The sequence below is a fragment of the Bacillus sp. SIMBA_008 genome (assembly GCF_046535495.1).
Classification (GTDB): Bacteria; Bacillota; Bacilli; order Bacillales; family Bacillaceae; genus Bacillus; species Bacillus subtilis.
This window is the reverse complement of record NZ_JAWRWL010000002.1, coordinates 889,344-906,520: the sequence shown is the minus strand read 5'-3', so window position 1 is coordinate 906,520 and position 17,177 is coordinate 889,344. Positions and strand designations below refer to the sequence as shown.

Here is a 17,177-nt window from a genome sequence, read left to right as displayed (position 1 = left end):
TAAAAAATTAAAAATAAAAAATTTGTCGATTTTTCTAACAATTTTGTTTTCATTTTTGCAATTTTATATATAATATTGAGTAGGAGAAAGGAATGATTCGCGACCAGTACAAATATAGTAGAAAAAAAGAAAAATGACCATTGTTGCTCATGAATTCAGAAAATTCAAATAAAATATATAAAAATAGATGATCGGGAGTTGAAGGGGAATGAAAGGGAGCGTTTTTAGGAAGAAAAGCATTCAGGATTTAATCGCTGCGACGAGCGGTGAAAAGTCTTTAAAAAGAGAATTAGGGGCATTTGATTTAACGTTGCTTGGAATCGGCGCCATTATTGGCACAGGGATTTTTGTTCTGACGGGAACAGGTGCAGTCACGGCCGGTCCCGGGCTGACGATTTCATTTGTTGTGGCGGCGCTGGCTTGTTTATTCGCCGCCCTGTCTTACGCGGAATTTGCGTCAAGTGTGCCTGTTTCAGGTTCGGTGTATACATTCACTTATGCGACATTGGGAGAGCTTATGGCCTTTATTATCGGGTGGGATTTAATTTTAGAATACATGCTGGCGGTAAGTGCAGTGTCGGTCGGCTGGTCTGGTTATTTCCAATCGTTTTTATCAGGGCTCGGCATTCATATTCCGGTTGCTTTAACAGCGGCACCGGGCGCAGTGAAAGGCACCTTTACCCTGTTTAATCTTCCTGCATTCGTCATTGTAATGGCGATAACATATTTGCTTTATTTAGGCATCAAAGAATCAAAAAGAGTCAACAATATCATGGTTATCTTGAAGATACTGGTTGTTCTGCTGTTTATCGCGGTGGCAGCCGTTTACGTGAAGCCGCACAACTGGCAGCCGTTTATGCCAATGGGCTTTGGCGGCGTGTTCAGTGCAGCGGCGCTCGTATTCTTTGCTTTTATCGGATTTGACGCTGTATCCTCTGCTGCGGAAGAAACGAAAAATCCCGCGAAGGATCTGCCTAAAGGCATTATTTTCTCTTTATTGGTTTGCACGATTTTATATGTCACCGTATCAGCGATCATGACTGGGGTTATCCCGTTTGCTCAATTTGCGGGTGTAGATCATCCGGTTTCTCTAGTTCTTCAAAGCGCAGGGCAAAATTGGGTGGCAGGCATCATTGATATTGGCGCCGTGTTGGGAATGACAACAGTTATGCTCGTGATGCTTTACGGGCAGACACGCGTCATGTTTGCCATGTCGCGTGACGGACTTGTGCCGGGCTCACTTTCTAAAGTGCATCCAAAGCACAAAACACCTTATGTAGCCACTTGGTTTTTCGGAACGATGTCGGCGCTTCTCGGCTCACTTGTTCCGCTGGATGAACTTGCAAAGCTGGTAAACATCGGAACGTTGTCGGCATTTGTCCTGATTTCTGTGGCAGTTATCGTTTTGAGAAAGAAACAGCCTGATCTTCCGAGAGCTTTTAAATGCCCGGGAGTTCCCGTGATCCCAGGCCTGGCGATTCTGTTCTGCCTGTTCTTGATTTTAAATCTGGGATGGGTGACGATTGTCCGCTTCCTAGTGTGGCTGTTAATCGGCTTGGTAATCTATTTTCTGTATTCAAGAAAGCATTCAAAATTAAATCAATAACCTTTTGATAAAGAGAGCGTCCATACAGGCCGCTCTCTTTTCTGTTCTTGGCAAATGAATCTATAGAAATGAAGACAAAAATAAGAGATAATATAGGCTGGAAAGGAAGTGACGTTTATTGTCTGAGCAAAAACCAGTCCAATGGGCTTCGAAAATCGGTTTCGTCATGGCAGCGGCCGGCTCGGCTATCGGCTTGGGCGCGATTTGGAAGTTCCCTTACGTAGCGGGGACCAATGGGGGAGGAGCCTTTTTTCTTATCTTCGTGTTATTTACCATCCTCTTAGGCTATCCGCTTTTGGTGGGGGAATTTATTTTTGGAAGACGGAACCAGACGAATGCCATTGATGCATATAAAAAAGAAGCGCCGCGATCAGCTTGGTTTCTTACGGGGTGGATCGGCGTAGCCGCGTGTTTCTTAGTGCTGTCGTTTTACAGTGTAATTGGGGGATGGATTTTGCTGTATATCGTAAAAACGGCGTCAGGCTCACTGTCCGGGCTTTCTCAAGCACAGTATGGCGCTCTTTTTGCTTCTATTATCCAAAATCCGGTGCAGACGCTCGCGGCTCAGCTTGTCTTTATGGTACTTACTGTCATCGTTGTCGCAAGAGGGGTTCAAAAAGGGATTGAACGGGTAAGCGCGGTGATGATGCCGATTTTGTTTTTATTGTTTATTCTGCTCGTTCTTCGGTCTCTTACGCTTAATGGTGCAATGGAAGGCGTAAAGTTTCTGCTTGTGCCTCATTTCGGCGATCTGACTCCGGAATCCATATTATTCGCGCTGGGACAGGCCTTCTTTACGTTAACACTGGGGGTTTCGGTGATGGTGACCTACAGCTCCTATTTGCCGAAAACACAAAATATCCCTCGTTCGGCAGCCTCCATTGTCTTGATGAATATCATTGTGACACTCTTGGCAGGTTTGGCTATTTTTCCGGCGGTTTTCTCATTCGGTTTTCAGCCAAATGAAGGACCGACATTGCTGTTTACAGTGCTTCCGGCCGTTTTTGAACAGCTTCCGTTCGGCACGTTGTTTTTTATCGGCTTTCTCGTTGCATTTTTATTTGCAGCCTTAACCTCAGCATTTTCTATGGTTGAAATTATCGTTGCCACAATCGGAAAAGGGGACGAAAAGAAGAGAAAAAAACTGTCATGGACGAGCGGGCTTTTGATCTTTTTGGTCGGAATCCCATGCTGCTTGTCTTATGGCGTTTTGAGTGATGTGCACCTATTTGGCAAAACATTTTTTGATATTGCCGACTTTACCGTCAGCAATGTTTTGATGCCTTCAGGCGCTCTGTTAATTTCTCTATTTATCCCGCTGAAAATTTCGAAAAGCGAACTCTTGGCTGAAATGCGAAATGGATCAAATGCAGGTAAAGCATTCTTTTACACGTGGTTTTATTTGCTTCGTTTTATCGTGCCGCTTGCCATTATTATCGTGTTCTTAAATTTAATCGGAATTTTATCATTTTAAAAAAACAGGCTCCGTTTCCGGGGCCTGTTTTTTATTTAATAAGATGATATCAACGGTGCCCATGCCGTTTTCAGTTTTTGGATGCCGAGCCTGATGTCCTCTTCTAACAAACCGCCATAACCGATTAAGACAGAAGTAAAAGCCGTCTGTTCTATATATAAGGGAGACACGGGATAGATGGTTACACCGTGGTCTGCAGCTGCTTGTATTGCTTCTTCCTCACTTGCTGGAAACAAAAGGCGCAGCAGGATGTGAAGCCCCGAGTTCTTACCGAGAATCTCAACGGTGTTTCCCAGTTCAGAGCGGATGGTTTCTAACAGGATAGCGTGTTTTTTTCGGTATAAGCTTCTCATTCTATTTATGTGTTTTTGCCACTCTCCGGTTTCGATGAAGTCTGCCAGTGTCAATTGCGAGTGGACAGAGACGGTCTGCTTCATTAACTGAGCACTGTTTTTGATCGGTTCCATGAGTTCAGGGGGCACAATCATGAAGCTGAGCCGCAAGGAAGGCAGAAGTGACTTTGAAAAAGTGCCCAGATATATGACTCTGCCATTCGGATCAAGCCCCTGTAAAGACGGAATGGGATGGCCGCTGTAGCGAAATTCTCCATCGTAATCATCTTCTATAATGAATGAATTTGTTTCTGCCGCCCATGCCAGCAGCTCCTGTCTGCGGGTAATCGTCATAATGGTCCCAATCGGAAACTGATGCGAAGGAGTCGTATACATGAGATAAGGATTCTGACGGTAGAGCTCATCCGGCAGGACGCCTTCTGCATCAGAACAAATCGGAGTGACATCCATGTGATTTGCTTCAAACATCCTTCTTGAACGGTGAAAGCCCGGTTCTTCAAAGCCGATTTTTGTACCTGGCTTTAGCGAAAGGCAAAGAATTTGCAGAAGCACGGTGGTTCCTGCGCCGATGATAATCTGGCCGGGTTCACAATTTACTCCCCGAGACAGCCTGACGAATCGGGCAATCATGTGCCTGAGTTCGTATTCTCCTTGAGGGTCGCCAGAGGTGTGAAACGATCTGGAATAGCGATCAAGACTTTTTACTATGCTTTTTCTCCATGCGTTAAAGGGAAAGAGGGTCGGATCAACGTTGCCCTGATGGAAGTCAATAGTAGGTGCGTTTTTTTCATGTAATCCCGGCTGTACAGACTGCTGAAAATGGTCAGGAGCTGTCGGGAATCCTGGTTCTACTTCCGCCGCGAACCAGCCGATTTTCGGCTTGCTTTTGACATAGCCCTCAGCAGTTAATTGCTCATAAGCTCGTTCTATAGTTGCCGTGCTGACATCGAGCAAGCTGGAGAGCCTGCGTTTTGACGGAAGTCTTGTTCCCTTTGTGATTCGCGCATGTGAAATTTCTTGTTTAAAAAAGGTATAAAGCTGCTCATACAGCGGTGTTTTGCTCTTTTTATCAAGAAACGGCGTAATATCCATCTCATGTCTCCTTTGTAGCTGGCATGGTCATTTTTTCTGATATTGGCTATTTGGCAAATGCCATTTATTAGCTATGATCATTGTAACGAAAGGAAAGGGGATTGAGAAGATGATCCATATGAAACAATTAACCTCGAAAGAAGAATGGGCTGAGTCGTATCCGATTATGAGTGAATTGAGAACAGAACTGGATATAGAGACGTATTTACAAAGGCTTGAAGCCTGTGTGCAGAAAGAATCGTATATGCTGTTTGCCTTATATGAAAATACAGCAATCAGAGCGCTGTGCGGGGCTCTGCCGAGAGTTTCCATTCATAAAGGAGAGCACTTATGGATTGCGGATCTTGTTACAACGGCACCTTGCCGATCAAAGGGATACGGCAAAATGCTTTTGGATTATGCCTCAGACTGGGCGAGAAAAGCCGGACTCGGTTTTGTCAGTCTATCATCTGGCCTTCAGCGTAAAGACGCACATCGATTTTATACAGATAAAATGGGTTTTACTATAGAAAGTTATTTGTTCCGAAAACCGGTATAAAAAAGACGCCTGAAAAGGCGTCTTTTTTAAAAGCCAAACTGTAAATTCGTATCTACAGATACAATGGTATACACACAAATAATCACAAAGAGATTAAGGATGACGCCGAGCAGGCCGGGGCCTGTGCGCCCTCTCTTGATGAAGAGTTCAACAACGCCGAACGGAACGGCAGCCATGGCGAATGGAAGCATTTGATAGGAATAAAACGTGACATTGCTGATAATGGCCAAATTCAGCAACAGCAGGGACAGAACCGCTGTCCCGACAGAGATCCAGCCGAATACATTGTGTTCTTTAAAAATTCTTACCAGTTCCATAATTCCACCTCACCGACATTCGCTGATTTTACAGATTTATTTTTCAGCATGCGCTGGATTTCCTTGGTTGGCCCTGTAACGACCGAACCGTATACATTGACACCGTTTTTTTCTACATAATCTAATCGGTTATCTACATTCAGGTCTTTCCGTTTTGAAATGACCTGAGCCCATTTTTCGTGTTTGGACATGAATTTCAAGGCGTTGATAAACTGATCGCCATTCGACTTGCCTTTTGTATTAAGGGCGGCCAAGAACTTTGAATCCTTTCCAGGATAGCCAAGAGGTTCTGTGGAAGCTGTCTTATTTGTGTTTTTCTCTGTTTCGATTGCGTTCCACAAAAAGCTCACATCATAGCCTTTGAATTTGTTATACACGTCTTTTGTCGGATATGCACGGTCATATGAAAGGTAGACCTCTGATACCGTTCCTTCAGGCAATGTGCTTAACGTTTTTTCTGCTTTTGCGGTCGTTTGTTCAGACTTGTTTGAAGGATGTGTAAAGTAATGGCCGGTTTTATTCACTTCTAAGTCATAGTAGTTTACTGCCGGCGCTTTTACTTTGTTATAAAACATTTCAACCCGTTCATTCCCTACGGCAGCCGTCTTCGTGCCAATCTGCTTTTGCAGCGGGAATTCCGTATTCATTCCAAATAGCTTCACTTGGCTTTTCAGTCCGGAAGTATCAACAAGAACATTCGGCATGGTCAGGGCTACAGTGACTGCGGCAGTTTCCATAAACTCATTGCCGGTGCTGTGTTTCCCACCCATTCCGTAATAGAGGTAGCTTCCCAGCGTACAAAGCGGCAAAATCATCAATGTCGAAATGACGGCAAGCACAGAAATTCGCAAATAAGACTTGCGTTTGCCGTAGGCTAAAATCGCTTTTTGTTTTTCAGGACTGATGCTGAGATCCCAATCGTTATCGTCCTCTAGTTCGCTGTCAATCAGTTCCTGATATACTTCGAGCTTCTCAAGTTCTTCCTCAAATGCAGTCATTTCCTGGTCGCTCATTTCCCCATTTTTATATTGATCAAAACGCTTTTTAAATTCTTCATTCATCATTAACACCTCTATTATAAAGTGCTTTCAGCCGCTGTCTGGCACGAAATAAAACACTTTTAAAATTCGCCTCTGAAATATTCATAATATGGGATGCTTCTTTGTAGTTTAACTCTTTTAAATAATATAGCGTTAAGGCCTCCCGATAATTATCGGGGAGCTCGGACATATAACCAGTCAGCACTTCCTTTATCTCTACCTGATGGGCAGGACTTTGAACAGCATTTTGAAAGAGGCTTCCGATTAAGTCATCAGAAATGGTTACTTCTTTCTTATGCTTTCTGACGTAATCAATGAAGGCGTTTCGCGCCACTTGAAAAAGCCAGGGCTTTACTTTGCTGTGATCATAGGAGTGAATGTGTATGTATGCCCGCATAAAGGTTTCCTGCAGCAAGTCTTCAGCAAGATGCTTGTCTTTTGTCATGGAGAGCAGGAACCTGTAAACATCATTCATGTACATTTGGTAAATTTCATCGATCGTCACTGCCTTTTCTCCCCTCTATGTTATACACGCATAAGAAAGGTTTAAAGTTGCACATTACATGCAAACGGCTTTTTTATACCTAATCAAACACCATTACTATATAGTACCCAAAAATGGCCGCAAAAGATAGTGCGGAGAAATGTTTAACATTTTTTCCAGAGGGGAAAAGATAGTGAAAAAGTGAAGGAGTGGCACAATGGAATATACCAGTATAGCAGATACAGGAATAGAAGCCTCCAGAATCGGCCTCGGCACATGGGCCATTGGCGGAACGATGTGGGGAGGCACTGACGAAAAAACATCGATTGAAACAATCCGCGCCGCTCTTGATCAGGGGATTACACTGATTGACACCGCGCCGGCTTACGGCTTCGGGCAGTCCGAGGAAATCGTCGGAAAGGCAATCAAAGAGTACGGCAAAAGAGACCAGGTGATTCTCGCAACGAAAACGGCTCTGGACTGGAAGAACAACCAGCTGTTCCGCCATGCGAACAGAGCGAGAATTGTAGAGGAAGTTGAGAATTCTTTGAAGCGGCTTCAAACAGACTATATTGATCTTTATCAGGTGCATTGGCCCGATCCGCTTGTGCCAATTGAAGAAACGGCTGAAGTCATGAAGGAATTATATGATGCGGGAAAAATCCGGGCGATTGGCGTCAGCAATTTTTCAATTGAGCAAATGGATACATTTCGCGCCGTCGCACCTCTCCATACGATTCAGCCTCCATATAATCTGTTTGAAAGAGAGATGGAAGAGAGTGTCCTTCCTTATGCGAAAGATAACAAGATAACAACATTATTATACGGCAGTTTATGCAGAGGGCTGTTAACAGGCAAAATGACTGAAGAATATACATTTGAGGGCGATGATCTGCGTAATCACGATCCAAAATTCCAGAAGCCCCGCTTTAAAGAGTATCTTTCTGCTGTCAATCAATTGGATAAGCTGGCGAAGACACGTTATGGAAAATCAGTGATTCACTTGGCTGTCAGATGGATCTTAGATCAGCCGGGAGCGGATATCGCTCTTTGGGGAGCAAGAAAGCCTGGGCAGCTTGAGGCCCTATCTGAGATTACAGGCTGGACGCTGAACAGTGAAGATCAGAAAGATATCAATACTATATTGGAAAATACGATATCAGACCCTGTCGGACCGGAGTTTATGGCCCCGCCGACCAGAGAGGAAATATAACAAAAGCTGAGGGCGAATCCTCAGCTTTCAGCGTGGCGACAAACCCTCGCATTCGTTGTCAGGCCTGCGCGTCGGTGCTCACGAATGATGAAGGAACAGCGGCTAAATGCTTAGGCGTCCTGCCCAAACACCGCTGTCATCACATCCTGTGAAAGTCTCGTCCATGCTCGCCTTTCCTAGACTCAAGGGTTTTCAATCACGCTGAATAGATGACAAAATCATAAAATGAAAAACATTTTATGATTTTATCAACAATCTAAAAGCTGAGGGCGAATCCTCAGCTTTTTGGCGTTTTAACGGGAGAAATCTTAAAAATTAGTACCAGGTAATAAAAAATATTGTTATAATAGATGACAGAAAGAATCATTGATTACGACAAAGGAAGTGCGATATGTATAAGTTTTGTGCAAATGCTTTAAAAGTTATTCTTTCTCTTCGCGGAGGAGTGAAGGTGTATAACAAAGAAAACCTTCCGGCCGATTCAGGTTTTGTCATCGCGTGTACACATTCCGGCTGGGTTGATGTGATTACACTCGGAGTCGGGATTCTTCCTTATCAAATACACTACATGGCGAAAAAAGAGCTTTTTCAAAATAAATGGATCGGTTCGTTTCTGAAGAAAATTCATGCCTTTCCGGTAGATCGGGAAAATCCCGGGCCAAGCAGTATTAAAACGCCGATTAAGCTGCTGAAAGAAGGAGAGATCGTCGGTATCTTCCCAAGCGGAACAAGAACCTCTGAGGATGTGCCTTTGAAAAGAGGTGCGGTGACGATTGCGCAAATGGGGAAAGCGCCGCTTGTCCCCGCTGCATATCAGGGCCCTTCAAGCGGAAAAGAGTTATTCAAAAAAGGAAAAATGAAGCTGATTATCGGTGAGCCTCTTCACCAGGCTGATTTTGCCCACCTGCCTTCAAAGGAAAGACTTGCAGCAATGACAGAGGCTTTGAATCAGCGGATTAAAGAACTAGAGAATAAACTTGATCAGCTATAAGGCGTTCTGAGAGATTGCCCTGAAACTGTGAAAATAAGAAAAGCACCTTATACAAGGTGCTTTTCTTATTATGCTTCCTGCTGGTTAGCTGTCTCCAGAAGTTCTTCTTCTTGAAGCTTTTTCACTTCAATATATGCGACGTGGTGGCCGTCAATTTCATTAATGATGAATTCGCAGCCCTCTTCGATGATGGAATCATCTTTTTCAACATCGTATTTTTGAGTAAGGAACCAGCCGCCGATTGTATCGACTTCTTCGTTCTCTAAATGGATGCCTAGCAGGTCGTTTACTTGGTCAATTAACACTTTTCCGTCAAGAATATAATGGCCTTCGCCGATTTTGCGGATTTCGCTAATTTCATCAATATCAAATTCGTCGCGGATTTCACCGACAATTTCCTCAATGATGTCCTCAACCGTCACAAGCCCGGCAGTACCGCCGTATTCATCAGACAAAATGGCCATGTGGACCCTCTCTTTTTGCATTTTGACAAGCAGGTCTTGGATCGGCGCAGATTCAATGACATGAATGATCGGGTTGACGAATTGAGAAATGGTGGAATCAACAGATACCTCACCGCTGATGCAGGCGGTCAGCACTTCTTTAATGTTAATAACCCCGATAATGTTATCTTTATCGCCCTCTTCCACAGGGTAGCGGGTATATTTTTCAATCTGAATGATGTCCATCATTTCAGAAATCTTGATATCATGCGGAAGGCTGACAATTTCGGTCCGCGGAATCATAATTTCTTTCGCGAGCCTGTCGTCAAATTCAAAGATTTTATTTACATATTTAAACTCTGATTGGTTGATTTCACCGCTTTTATAGCTTTCAGACAAAATGATTCGCAGCTCTTCTTCTGAGTGAGCCAGTTCGTTTTCTGAAACGGTCTCCAGGCCAAATGCTTTGGTCAATAACCGTGCAGAATTGTTCAAAAGCCAAATGAATGGGAACGCGATGCGGTAAAACCAAATCAGCGGTTTCGCAAACAGCATAGACACTGCTTCCGCCTTTTGGATAGCGACTGTCTTAGGTGCAAGTTCTCCGACAACAACGTGTAAGAACGTGATAATGGCATACGCAAAAATAAACGATATGACATGTGAAAGGGAACCTGGTACGTTCATTTGTACGAAAAGCGGGTGAAGCAGCCTTTCGATCGTTGATTCACCTAAAACCCCTAATCCGATGGAAGTCAATGTAATTCCGAGCTGACACGCAGATAAATATTCATCAAGATGCGTGGTCACTTTTTTTACGGCTATTGCTGCTTTATTTCCTTCCGCGATCAGCTGATCGATCCGTGAGCCTCTGATTCTGATAATGGCAAACTCAGATGCCACGAAAAATGCCGTCAGGGCGATTAAAACAGCAACTAAAATCAAATTCACTATGTCCAATTAGAACCTTCACTCTAGCAATGAGAATGAAGGTAACACCTCCTGTTAGATAAAATGGTTTTAACTTAACAGCAGCATAAATGATTGGAACACGGCGAGCTTTTCAGGCGGGAGTTTGCTTTTCAGCTTGTCACGATCCTCGGGCTTCAGCCGTTCAAACCGATGCAAGATTCCGGAGATGTTTTGATTCATATGATCAATTTCTAATGCCAGATTTCCAATTTCATCATCAAGTTTAGCTGAAGAGGGAAACTGGTTCTCCAGTCGATCTTTAATATCGGACAGGGCCAATCGCTGCTTCTTGCAATCTACAATAAATATAAGTCGTTTGAGTGCATTTTCGTCGTAGTAACGGTAATTTGAACAGGATCTGGCCGGCGTAAGCAGACCGAGATTCGTATAATAATCAACTGTCCGTTTCGTTACTCCGGCGAGTGCCGCTAGTTCACTGATGCGATAAGTCTCAGCCCCATCTATATCCCTCCCAACCATCACGTTATAGTTATGAGAATAGTTTAATATATGAACGGTGTCTTGCACAAGTTTATTGTTTTTTTTAGACCGGAATTGGAAGTTGTGGAATTCATCATCTGATTGAAGTAACATAGGAAGATAGAATTTTCAAATTTTTATATGCGGAAGGGACAGATGAAATTGGCTGGGTTATCCCGGGAAGTTGAAGAAAATTTAAATAAAGGATCATGGATTCGCAAGCTGTTTGATGAAGGTGCAAGGCTGAAGAAGGAGTTCGGGGAAGACCAGGTATTTGATTTTTCACTCGGCAACCCGATTGTTGAACCGCCTGAAGCTTTTAAGAGAGCGTTAATAGAGGAAGCTGAAAAAGGCAGCCACGGATACATACAAAATCAAGGGCTTCCTGCAGCGAGAGAAAAAGTCGCGCAATTTCTGGGGTCACGTTTTGAAGCTGATTTCTCAGCGGAGCGTATCGTCATGACGGTGGGTGCGGGAGGCGCTTTGAATGTTGCGTTAAAAAGCATCGTAAACCCTGGGGAAGAGGTCATTATTCTCGCACCTTATTTTGCCGAATATAAGTTGTATATTGAGAACTACGGGGGAAAGGCCGTCAGCTGCCCGTTGACAAGCCGGTTTGAGATCGACATTGAAGCGGTAAGGCAATCGATCACTCCACAGACGAAAGGGCTGATTCTCAATACACCGCATAACCCCACAGGCACTGTTCTCAGCCAGAAAAATATAGACGATTTAGGCGCTTTATTAAAAGAAATAGAAGAGAAGAGCGGCCAGACGATTTATGTGCTGTTTGATGAACCGTACAGTCAATTAATCTATGATGAAGAGCTAGCAAATCCGTTTCAATCGTACCATCGTGTGATATTGGCCAGCTCATTCAGTAAAGATCTCGGCATAGCCGGAGAGCGGCTCGGGTATATCGGATTGGACAGCCGAATGCCGGATGCGGACCTTTTGATCAACGCTTTTGTGTATTGTAATCGAACGCTTGGATTTGTGAATGCCCCTGTCATGATGCAGCGGGCTGTGGCACGAATGGATGATTTAAGAGTAGACGCGAGCGCTTATAAAGAGCGCCGGGATTTAATGGTAGACATTTTAAAAGAAGCCGGTTTTGAATTTGAAATGCCAAAGGGAGGTTTCTTTGTTTTTCCGAAATCGCCGATTGAAGATGAAGTTGCATTTTGCGTGCATGCCGCCCAAAAATACAAATTATTAATTGTGCCGAGCAGCGGTTTTGGAATGAGCGGGCATTTCCGATTATCCTTCAGTGTGCCGATCGAGCAGATTAAAAACTCACGGGACATTTTCATTTCTTTATATAAAGATTTTGCTTAAGAAGGCAAAGAAAAGAAAACAGTTTTCAAGGCTGTTTTCTTTTTATATCCGCAAAATCCTTCCTCTTCCAATCCAGACAGGCGCAGAATTAACAAGCAGGCATGCAGTTAAGGCTTTCTTCATGATAAAAGTCTAAAAATTAAAAATCATTTTTGGAATGAGTTGTGTTACAATAAAATATACAATTTATAATCAAACTTTGACTTTTGGAGGTGGTATGATGGGGCCCTCTGCTTAGGCAACAATACACCGCGTACCTCAATGTTAAGGAAAAATGATTATATCAGGAGGTGACTCCTTATCCTTTGTTGAGAGGATAGGGTTAAATGGACGATATTGACAGTCTGATTTTAATTGGCGTGCTCATTGCTTTAACCGCGTTTTTCGTTGCAAGCGAGTTTGCGATTGTTAGAGTGAGGAGATCCAGAATAGATCAGCTTATCACAGAAGGAAACAAACGGGCGATACTCGCAAGGCGTGTCATTACAGATTTGGATGAATATTTATCCGCATCCCAGCTGGGCATTACATTGACATCAATCGGGCTTGGCGTACTGGGTGAGCCGGCCTTTGAACGGCTGCTGCATCCACTGTTTGAACCGCTCGGCTTGCCGGACTCGGTTTCACATGCAGCCTCTTTTGCAGTCGCGTACGGCTTGATCACGTTCCTGCACGTTGTTGTAGGTGAACTGGCCCCGAAAACGGTCGCGATTCAAAAGGCAGAACAGCTGACTTTACTGATAGCGGGCCCTTTGCGTTTATTTTATTTGCTCCTGTTTCCGTTTATTTGGATCCTCAATGGATCGGCGCGGCTTTTATGCGGGATGTTCGGTTTGAAGCCTGCGTCAGAACATGATGGTTCCCATTCTGAGGAAGAACTCAGGATGCTGTTATCTGAGAGTTTAAAAAACGGAGAGATTAATCCGTCTGAATATAAATATGTGAATAAGATTTTTGAATTTGATAATCGGATCGCCAAAGAAATTATGATACCGCGGAAGGAAATGGCTGCTGTGTCAACTGAGATGACGATGGCCGAGATGCTCGAAGTCATGCTGAAGGAAAAATACACGCGCTGGCCAGTCACAGATGGAGACAAAGACAGTGTGATCGGTTTGGTCAATACGAAGCATTTGTTTTCTGATTTGCTGTTTATGACAGAAGAAGAACGAATGAAGATGACGATCCATCCGTATGTGAGGCCGGTCATCGAAGTGATTGAAACGATCCCGGTTCATGACTTGCTGATTAAAATGCAGCGCGAGCGCATTCATATGGCTATATTGTCGGATGAATACGGAGGAACCTCGGGACTTGTGACGACAGAGGATATTCTTGAGGAAATTGTCGGAGAGATCAGAGATGAATTTGATGAAGATGAACAGCCGCTGATCCAAAAGCTTGGCGACGGCCATTATGTGATGGATGGAAAGGTTCGGATCGATCAGGTGAACAGCCTTCTTGGCGCATCGATTCAAGAAGACGTCGATACGATCGGCGGGCTGATATTAAAAGAAAACATCGATATTGAGGCTGGTGAATCCATTCGCATCGGTTCATATACGATAAAGGTGCTGAAGATGGACGGCCGATTAATCAAGCAAATCGATATAAAAGAAGAAGCCGGCAACACAACCGGGATTATGGCGCACCACAAGCTGCCGCTGCCTGAGCCTGTGATGCTGAACAGTGCAACCTTGAGCGAGAAATAAGCTCAAGGTTTTTTTATATTGTGATTGTCCAGCCGCACCAAAATGCCAAAAGCGACCCGCAAAGTGTCAGGGCGATGTACAAGATGCTTTCTATTACACGTTTGGCCATAAGGAGTTGAATACTTTCAACGCTGAAAGTGGAAAAGGTCGTAAAGGCGCCAAAAAACCCCGTGCCGATGATAAGCGAGACCGAAGCATTTGCAACGTGAAGTCCTGTAAATATTCCGAGCCCGAGAGCTCCGAGAATATTGACTGTCAGTATGCCAATGGGCAGGCTCAGACCTTTGGTTTTGGCGGTTATGACATTGCCAAGCCAGAACCGAAGCATTGCGCCAAGTCCGCCCCCTATGAAAATACCCGCTAGTGTCATCTTTCCTGCAGCCCCTTTCTTTGCTGAATGCCTGCTATGCGCCGTCCCGCAAAAACACCAATCAGTGCAAATATGATCCCTGATATCAATGAGGCTGCCACATATAAAAGAGCCAATGAGGGTTGTCCTTGCAAAAGCATCACCGTTTCCTTAGAAAACGTGGACATTGTTGTGAAGCCTCCGCAAAAGCCGGTGCCTAAAAAAGCCGACAGCAGAGGCCGTTTTGCCCCGATCATAAAAAATCCGGTCAAAATGCCTAATAGAAGGCTGCCTGCCGCATTTTCCAGCCAGGTTGCCGCCGGGAACTGACCGGTGTGTATCCATAAGTTTAATCCGTATCGGAGGCAGGCGCCAAGCGCGCCTCCGATAAAAACCGCGCTATATATTTTCATGTTTGCCATCCTTTATGATGAAATCCGGGTAATCTGTAACGATGCCGTCCACGCCCATGGCTTGTAATTTTGCCGCTGTCTTTTGATTGTTGACAGTCCATGCAAATATGTTTAAGCCATTTTTATGGACGGAGCCGATCATCAGACGGTTGAGCCGTGTGTATTTTATATTGACATAGTTTGCAAAAGAGCGGAAGGCCTTCATCTGATTTCTGGACAGCATGCCAAAGTTGGGCCTTGTAATGACCGCTGTCGGAATCGAAGGATAAAGCTCGCGGAACCTTTGGACGGAGCGGAACTGAAAGGATTGAACAATATTATTGATAGAAAAAGAAAATTGCCCTAATAGCTGTCCCACCTCTTCTTCAATTCCGACTTGAGACGGATGGCCTTTTAGTTCAATTAAAAGGCCGATTTTTTTGTGGTAGCGCTTGAGCACCGCTTCCAGGGTCGGAATACGCTCTCCTTGAAAAGCGGGACCGTACCAGCTTCCTGCATCGAGTTTTTGCAATTCCTCCAAGGTAAAATCCTTAACAAAGCCCGATCCGTTTGTTGTTCGGTCAACCCTGTCATCGTGTATCACAACAATCTGCCTGTCTTTTGTAAGCTGGACATCCAGTTCGATCATATCTGCATTCATTTTCACCGCAAGGTCAAATGCGGCAATCGTATTTTCCGGAGCGTAGCCGGATGCTCCGCGATGGGCAATGATGTACAAGCTAAGTCAGCTCCTCGTATGGGCATTTCTGTTATTGTATCAAATCCATATATGCACCGCGATACAAACTGGTGAATTTTTTCTGCCATATCGGAATGGTCCGGGCTGAGGAATGCGTATAACTAAAAAAAGACACTCAGCGTATCAGAACACATTTCGTCAGAAAATTAGGTCTTTCGACATGTTCACAACAAAATATGATCCTTTATAATAGCAAAAAAGGAGGCGAGATCATGGGAAAAGGGAGAATCAGAGTGGAGGAAAGAATTAAAGCCGAAACGGATGCTGAAATGCAAAAAGCAACTCTCCTTGATCAGACACAAACGAAAAAAGGTAAGTGACTGTCCCTATTGAATCTGGCTGATAGATGAATTGAGAAATGACCCCGGCGTTTCGCCGGGGTTTTGTGCTGCAAAAGACATTTAAATGAACATCTTTACGAATATTTTAGTATAATAAACAATTGATTGGGATAGAGGGGAGACAGTCATGCCGGATTATCTGCAGCAGTATTTTACGCTTGATATCATCATTCAAATCGGCATCAGCTTGGCGATTTTGCTGGTGTTTCTTATACTTAGAAAATTATTCACAAGATATTTCTTTAACCTGCTTTTTAATTTGACAAACCGGCCGAAAACAGAAATTTTTAAACAGGTGGTTCTGGCGTTTGATAAGCCGGCCAGATGGTTTTTTGTTGCCCTTGGGCTGTTTTTAGCGATCCGGTATTCACCGTTTTTAGATGAGCAAATGCCGGTCATCAGCAAAATATACCGCTCACTGATTGTGGCGCTCTTGTGCTGGGGTCTTTGTAATTTGACCGCAACATCGTCGTTTATCTTCCATAAGGTGAATCAGCGCTTTGAGCTTGACATGGATGACATTCTGGCCCCGTTTTTATCCAAATTGCTCCGTTTTGTGATCATTGCGCTCAGTGTCAGTGTGATCGCTCAGGAATTCAATTATGATGTCAACGGATTTGTAGCGGGCCTTGGTCTTGGCGGACTGGCTTTTGCGCTTGCCGCGAAGGATACCATCAGCAACTTCTTCGGCGGTATTATTATTATTACTGAAAAGCCGTTTACAATTGGTGACTGGGTGGAGACGTCGACAGTAACAGGATCAGTCGAGGATATTACCTTTAGGAGCACGAGATTCAGAACAGCACAGGGGGCGCTTGTAACGGTGCCGAACTCTACGCTGTCGATGGAAGCGATCACGAACTGGACAAGAATGACCAAACGCCAGATTACGTTTTCCATCCATGTGTCCTACGCTACGCCGATTGAGAATCTTGAACGCTCCATTCATTCTCTCAGAACAATGCTCTTAGAGCATGAGGGCGTTGATAATGAAACAATCATGGTCAACTTTGATACGTTTGCCGACAGCTACTACAATTTATTTTTTAACTTCTATACAAAAACGACAGTTTGGGCTGAAAACCTTAATATTAGAGAGGATATCAACTATAAAATTATTGAGATTTTAGGTGCAGAAGGTGTCCAGTTTGCATATCCCGGCCAAATGGTTGTTGTCAAGCAAAAGCACGAAAGCGACCCATTCCAGGTGAATCTAAATAAAGAGGAAAAGGAACGGGCTTAAAAGAGAGACTTCGTCTGACAGAGGCGGAGTCTTTTTCAT

At 44.1% G+C, this 17,177-nt stretch carries 18 protein-coding genes; 9 read left to right on the top strand and 9 right to left on the bottom strand.

The genetic code is table 11. The annotated features are described in order from the left end of the window. Window positions 1-208: 208 nt before the first annotated feature. The gene (gene bcaP / locus SB658_RS10190; RefSeq protein ID WP_032721236.1) at window positions 209-1,606 is read left to right on the top strand and encodes a branched-chain amino acid transporter BcaP; all 1,398 of its coding nucleotides are present in this window, start codon (window positions 209-211) and stop codon (window positions 1,604-1,606) included. A 118-nt stretch (window positions 1,607-1,724) separates the two neighbouring features. Continuing rightward, on the top strand, window positions 1,725-3,080 hold the full coding sequence (locus tag SB658_RS10185) for a sodium-dependent transporter (RefSeq protein ID WP_003233348.1): 1,356 nt from the start codon (window positions 1,725-1,727) through the stop codon (window positions 3,078-3,080). A gap of 35 nt (window positions 3,081-3,115) precedes the next feature. On the opposite strand, the gene pdxR is transcribed toward SB658_RS10185, so the two are convergent. Next, window positions 3,116-4,525 (bottom strand): MocR-like pyridoxine biosynthesis transcription factor PdxR, encoded by a 1,410-nt coding sequence (pdxR, locus tag SB658_RS10180; protein WP_144500810.1) that lies wholly within the window; start codon window positions 4,523-4,525, stop codon window positions 3,116-3,118. A 109-nt stretch (window positions 4,526-4,634) separates the two neighbouring features. Between pdxR and SB658_RS10175 the strand changes: the two genes are divergently transcribed. Next, window positions 4,635-5,063 (top strand): GNAT family N-acetyltransferase, encoded by a 429-nt coding sequence (locus SB658_RS10175; protein WP_009966899.1) that lies wholly within the window; start codon window positions 4,635-4,637, stop codon window positions 5,061-5,063. 26 nt (window positions 5,064-5,089) lie between these two features. Here SB658_RS10175 and SB658_RS10170 read toward each other — a convergent pair whose 3' ends face one another. From SB658_RS10170 to sigM, 3 genes are read right to left on the bottom strand one after another with little or no spacing between them, the layout of a single operon-like run. Continuing rightward, window positions 5,090-5,380 (bottom strand): anti-sigma-M factor, encoded by a 291-nt coding sequence (locus SB658_RS10170; RefSeq protein WP_003233341.1) that lies wholly within the window; start codon window positions 5,378-5,380, stop codon window positions 5,090-5,092. Then, complete coding sequence (locus SB658_RS10165; RefSeq protein WP_010886459.1) at window positions 5,368-6,444, bottom strand: anti-sigma factor; 1,077 nt, start codon at window positions 6,442-6,444, stop codon at window positions 5,368-5,370. The genes SB658_RS10170 and SB658_RS10165 overlap by 13 nt, the downstream gene beginning before the upstream one ends. Beyond that, the gene (sigM, locus tag SB658_RS10160; RefSeq protein WP_003224177.1) at window positions 6,434-6,925 is read right to left on the bottom strand and encodes an RNA polymerase sigma factor SigM; all 492 of its coding nucleotides are present in this window, start codon (window positions 6,923-6,925) and stop codon (window positions 6,434-6,436) included. The genes SB658_RS10165 and sigM overlap by 11 nt, the downstream gene beginning before the upstream one ends. A gap of 196 nt (window positions 6,926-7,121) precedes the next feature. Between sigM and akrN the strand changes: the two genes are divergently transcribed. Both akrN and SB658_RS10150 read left to right on the top strand, forming a co-directional pair. Then, window positions 7,122-8,117, top strand: a complete 996-nt coding sequence (gene akrN, locus SB658_RS10155) for an aldo/keto reductase AkrN (protein WP_003245422.1) — start codon at window positions 7,122-7,124, stop codon at window positions 8,115-8,117. A 391-nt stretch (window positions 8,118-8,508) separates the two neighbouring features. Further along, the gene (locus tag SB658_RS10150; RefSeq protein ID WP_003233335.1) at window positions 8,509-9,108 is read left to right on the top strand and encodes a 1-acylglycerol-3-phosphate O-acyltransferase; all 600 of its coding nucleotides are present in this window, start codon (window positions 8,509-8,511) and stop codon (window positions 9,106-9,108) included. A gap of 68 nt (window positions 9,109-9,176) precedes the next feature. Here the strand turns inward: SB658_RS10150 and SB658_RS10145 are convergent, their stop codons facing one another. Continuing rightward, window positions 9,177-10,511, bottom strand: a complete 1,335-nt coding sequence (locus SB658_RS10145) for a hemolysin family protein (protein ID WP_009966903.1) — start codon at window positions 10,509-10,511, stop codon at window positions 9,177-9,179. 60 nt (window positions 10,512-10,571) lie between these two features. Further along, entirely contained in the window at window positions 10,572-11,003 is a 432-nt protein-coding gene (cueR, locus tag SB658_RS10140; RefSeq protein WP_010886460.1) for a Cu(I)-responsive transcriptional regulator, read from the bottom strand. A gap of 156 nt (window positions 11,004-11,159) precedes the next feature. Here cueR and SB658_RS10135 point away from each other — a divergent pair, with 156 nt between their 5' ends. Beyond that, on the top strand, window positions 11,160-12,341 hold the full coding sequence (locus SB658_RS10135) for a pyridoxal phosphate-dependent aminotransferase (RefSeq protein WP_015383213.1): 1,182 nt from the start codon (window positions 11,160-11,162) through the stop codon (window positions 12,339-12,341). A gap of 326 nt (window positions 12,342-12,667) precedes the next feature. Beyond that, window positions 12,668-14,053, top strand: a complete 1,386-nt coding sequence (locus SB658_RS10130; protein WP_032721242.1) for a hemolysin family protein — start codon at window positions 12,668-12,670, stop codon at window positions 14,051-14,053. Between the two features lie 13 nt (window positions 14,054-14,066). On the opposite strand, the gene crcB is transcribed toward SB658_RS10130, so the two are convergent. Genes crcB through SB658_RS10115 form a run of 3 tightly spaced genes read right to left on the bottom strand, consistent with a single transcriptional unit; the run spans window position 14,067 to window position 15,533 of the window. After that, the gene (gene crcB / locus SB658_RS10125) at window positions 14,067-14,423 is read right to left on the bottom strand and encodes a fluoride efflux transporter CrcB (RefSeq protein ID WP_003233320.1); all 357 of its coding nucleotides are present in this window, start codon (window positions 14,421-14,423) and stop codon (window positions 14,067-14,069) included. Continuing rightward, window positions 14,420-14,815: a fluoride efflux transporter FluC gene (locus SB658_RS10120; RefSeq protein WP_014479308.1), complete on the bottom strand. Its 396-nt coding sequence runs from the start codon at window positions 14,813-14,815 to the stop codon at window positions 14,420-14,422. The genes crcB and SB658_RS10120 overlap by 4 nt, the downstream gene beginning before the upstream one ends. Next, the gene (locus SB658_RS10115; protein ID WP_014479309.1) at window positions 14,802-15,533 is read right to left on the bottom strand and encodes a glycerophosphodiester phosphodiesterase; all 732 of its coding nucleotides are present in this window, start codon (window positions 15,531-15,533) and stop codon (window positions 14,802-14,804) included. The genes SB658_RS10120 and SB658_RS10115 overlap by 14 nt, the downstream gene beginning before the upstream one ends. A gap of 233 nt (window positions 15,534-15,766) precedes the next feature. Here SB658_RS10115 and SB658_RS10110 point away from each other — a divergent pair, with 233 nt between their 5' ends. Both SB658_RS10110 and mscY read left to right on the top strand, forming a co-directional pair. After that, window positions 15,767-15,874 carry a YhdX family protein gene (locus SB658_RS10110; RefSeq protein ID WP_009966908.1) on the top strand — a complete coding sequence of 36 codons (108 nt, stop codon included), beginning with the start codon at window positions 15,767-15,769 and terminating at the stop codon, window positions 15,872-15,874. 148 nt (window positions 15,875-16,022) lie between these two features. Beyond that, window positions 16,023-17,138 (top strand): small-conductance mechanosensitive channel protein MscY, encoded by a 1,116-nt coding sequence (gene mscY / locus SB658_RS10105; RefSeq protein WP_015383218.1) that lies wholly within the window; start codon window positions 16,023-16,025, stop codon window positions 17,136-17,138. Window positions 17,139-17,177: the final 39 nt, after the last annotated feature.

What these genes read in the sequence shown, in the direction of transcription:
- SB658_RS10135 (WP_015383213.1), top strand. Translation starts at nt 11,160, where the DNA reads ATGAAATTGGCTGGGTTATCCCGGGAAGTTGAAGAAAATTTAAATAAA.
- SB658_RS10120 (WP_014479308.1), bottom strand. Translation starts at nt 14,815, where the DNA reads ATGAAAATATATAGCGCGGTTTTTATCGGAGGCGCGCTTGGCGCCTGC.
- bcaP (WP_032721236.1), top strand. Translation starts at nt 209, where the DNA reads ATGAAAGGGAGCGTTTTTAGGAAGAAAAGCATTCAGGATTTAATCGCT.
- akrN (WP_003245422.1), top strand. Translation starts at nt 7,122, where the DNA reads ATGGAATATACCAGTATAGCAGATACAGGAATAGAAGCCTCCAGAATC.
- cueR (WP_010886460.1), bottom strand. Translation starts at nt 11,003, where the DNA reads ATGGTTGGGAGGGATATAGATGGGGCTGAGACTTATCGCATCAGTGAA.
- mscY (WP_015383218.1), top strand. Translation starts at nt 16,023, where the DNA reads ATGCCGGATTATCTGCAGCAGTATTTTACGCTTGATATCATCATTCAA.
- SB658_RS10150 (WP_003233335.1), top strand. Translation starts at nt 8,509, where the DNA reads ATGTATAAGTTTTGTGCAAATGCTTTAAAAGTTATTCTTTCTCTTCGC.
- crcB (WP_003233320.1), bottom strand. Translation starts at nt 14,423, where the DNA reads ATGACACTAGCGGGTATTTTCATAGGGGGCGGACTTGGCGCAATGCTT.
- pdxR (WP_144500810.1), bottom strand. Translation starts at nt 4,525, where the DNA reads ATGGATATTACGCCGTTTCTTGATAAAAAGAGCAAAACACCGCTGTAT.
- SB658_RS10130 (WP_032721242.1), top strand. Translation starts at nt 12,668, where the DNA reads ATGGACGATATTGACAGTCTGATTTTAATTGGCGTGCTCATTGCTTTA.
- SB658_RS10165 (WP_010886459.1), bottom strand. Translation starts at nt 6,444, where the DNA reads ATGATGAATGAAGAATTTAAAAAGCGTTTTGATCAATATAAAAATGGG.
- SB658_RS10170 (WP_003233341.1), bottom strand. Translation starts at nt 5,380, where the DNA reads ATGGAACTGGTAAGAATTTTTAAAGAACACAATGTATTCGGCTGGATC.
- SB658_RS10110 (WP_009966908.1), top strand. Translation starts at nt 15,767, where the DNA reads ATGGGAAAAGGGAGAATCAGAGTGGAGGAAAGAATTAAAGCCGAAACG.
- SB658_RS10175 (WP_009966899.1), top strand. Translation starts at nt 4,635, where the DNA reads ATGATCCATATGAAACAATTAACCTCGAAAGAAGAATGGGCTGAGTCG.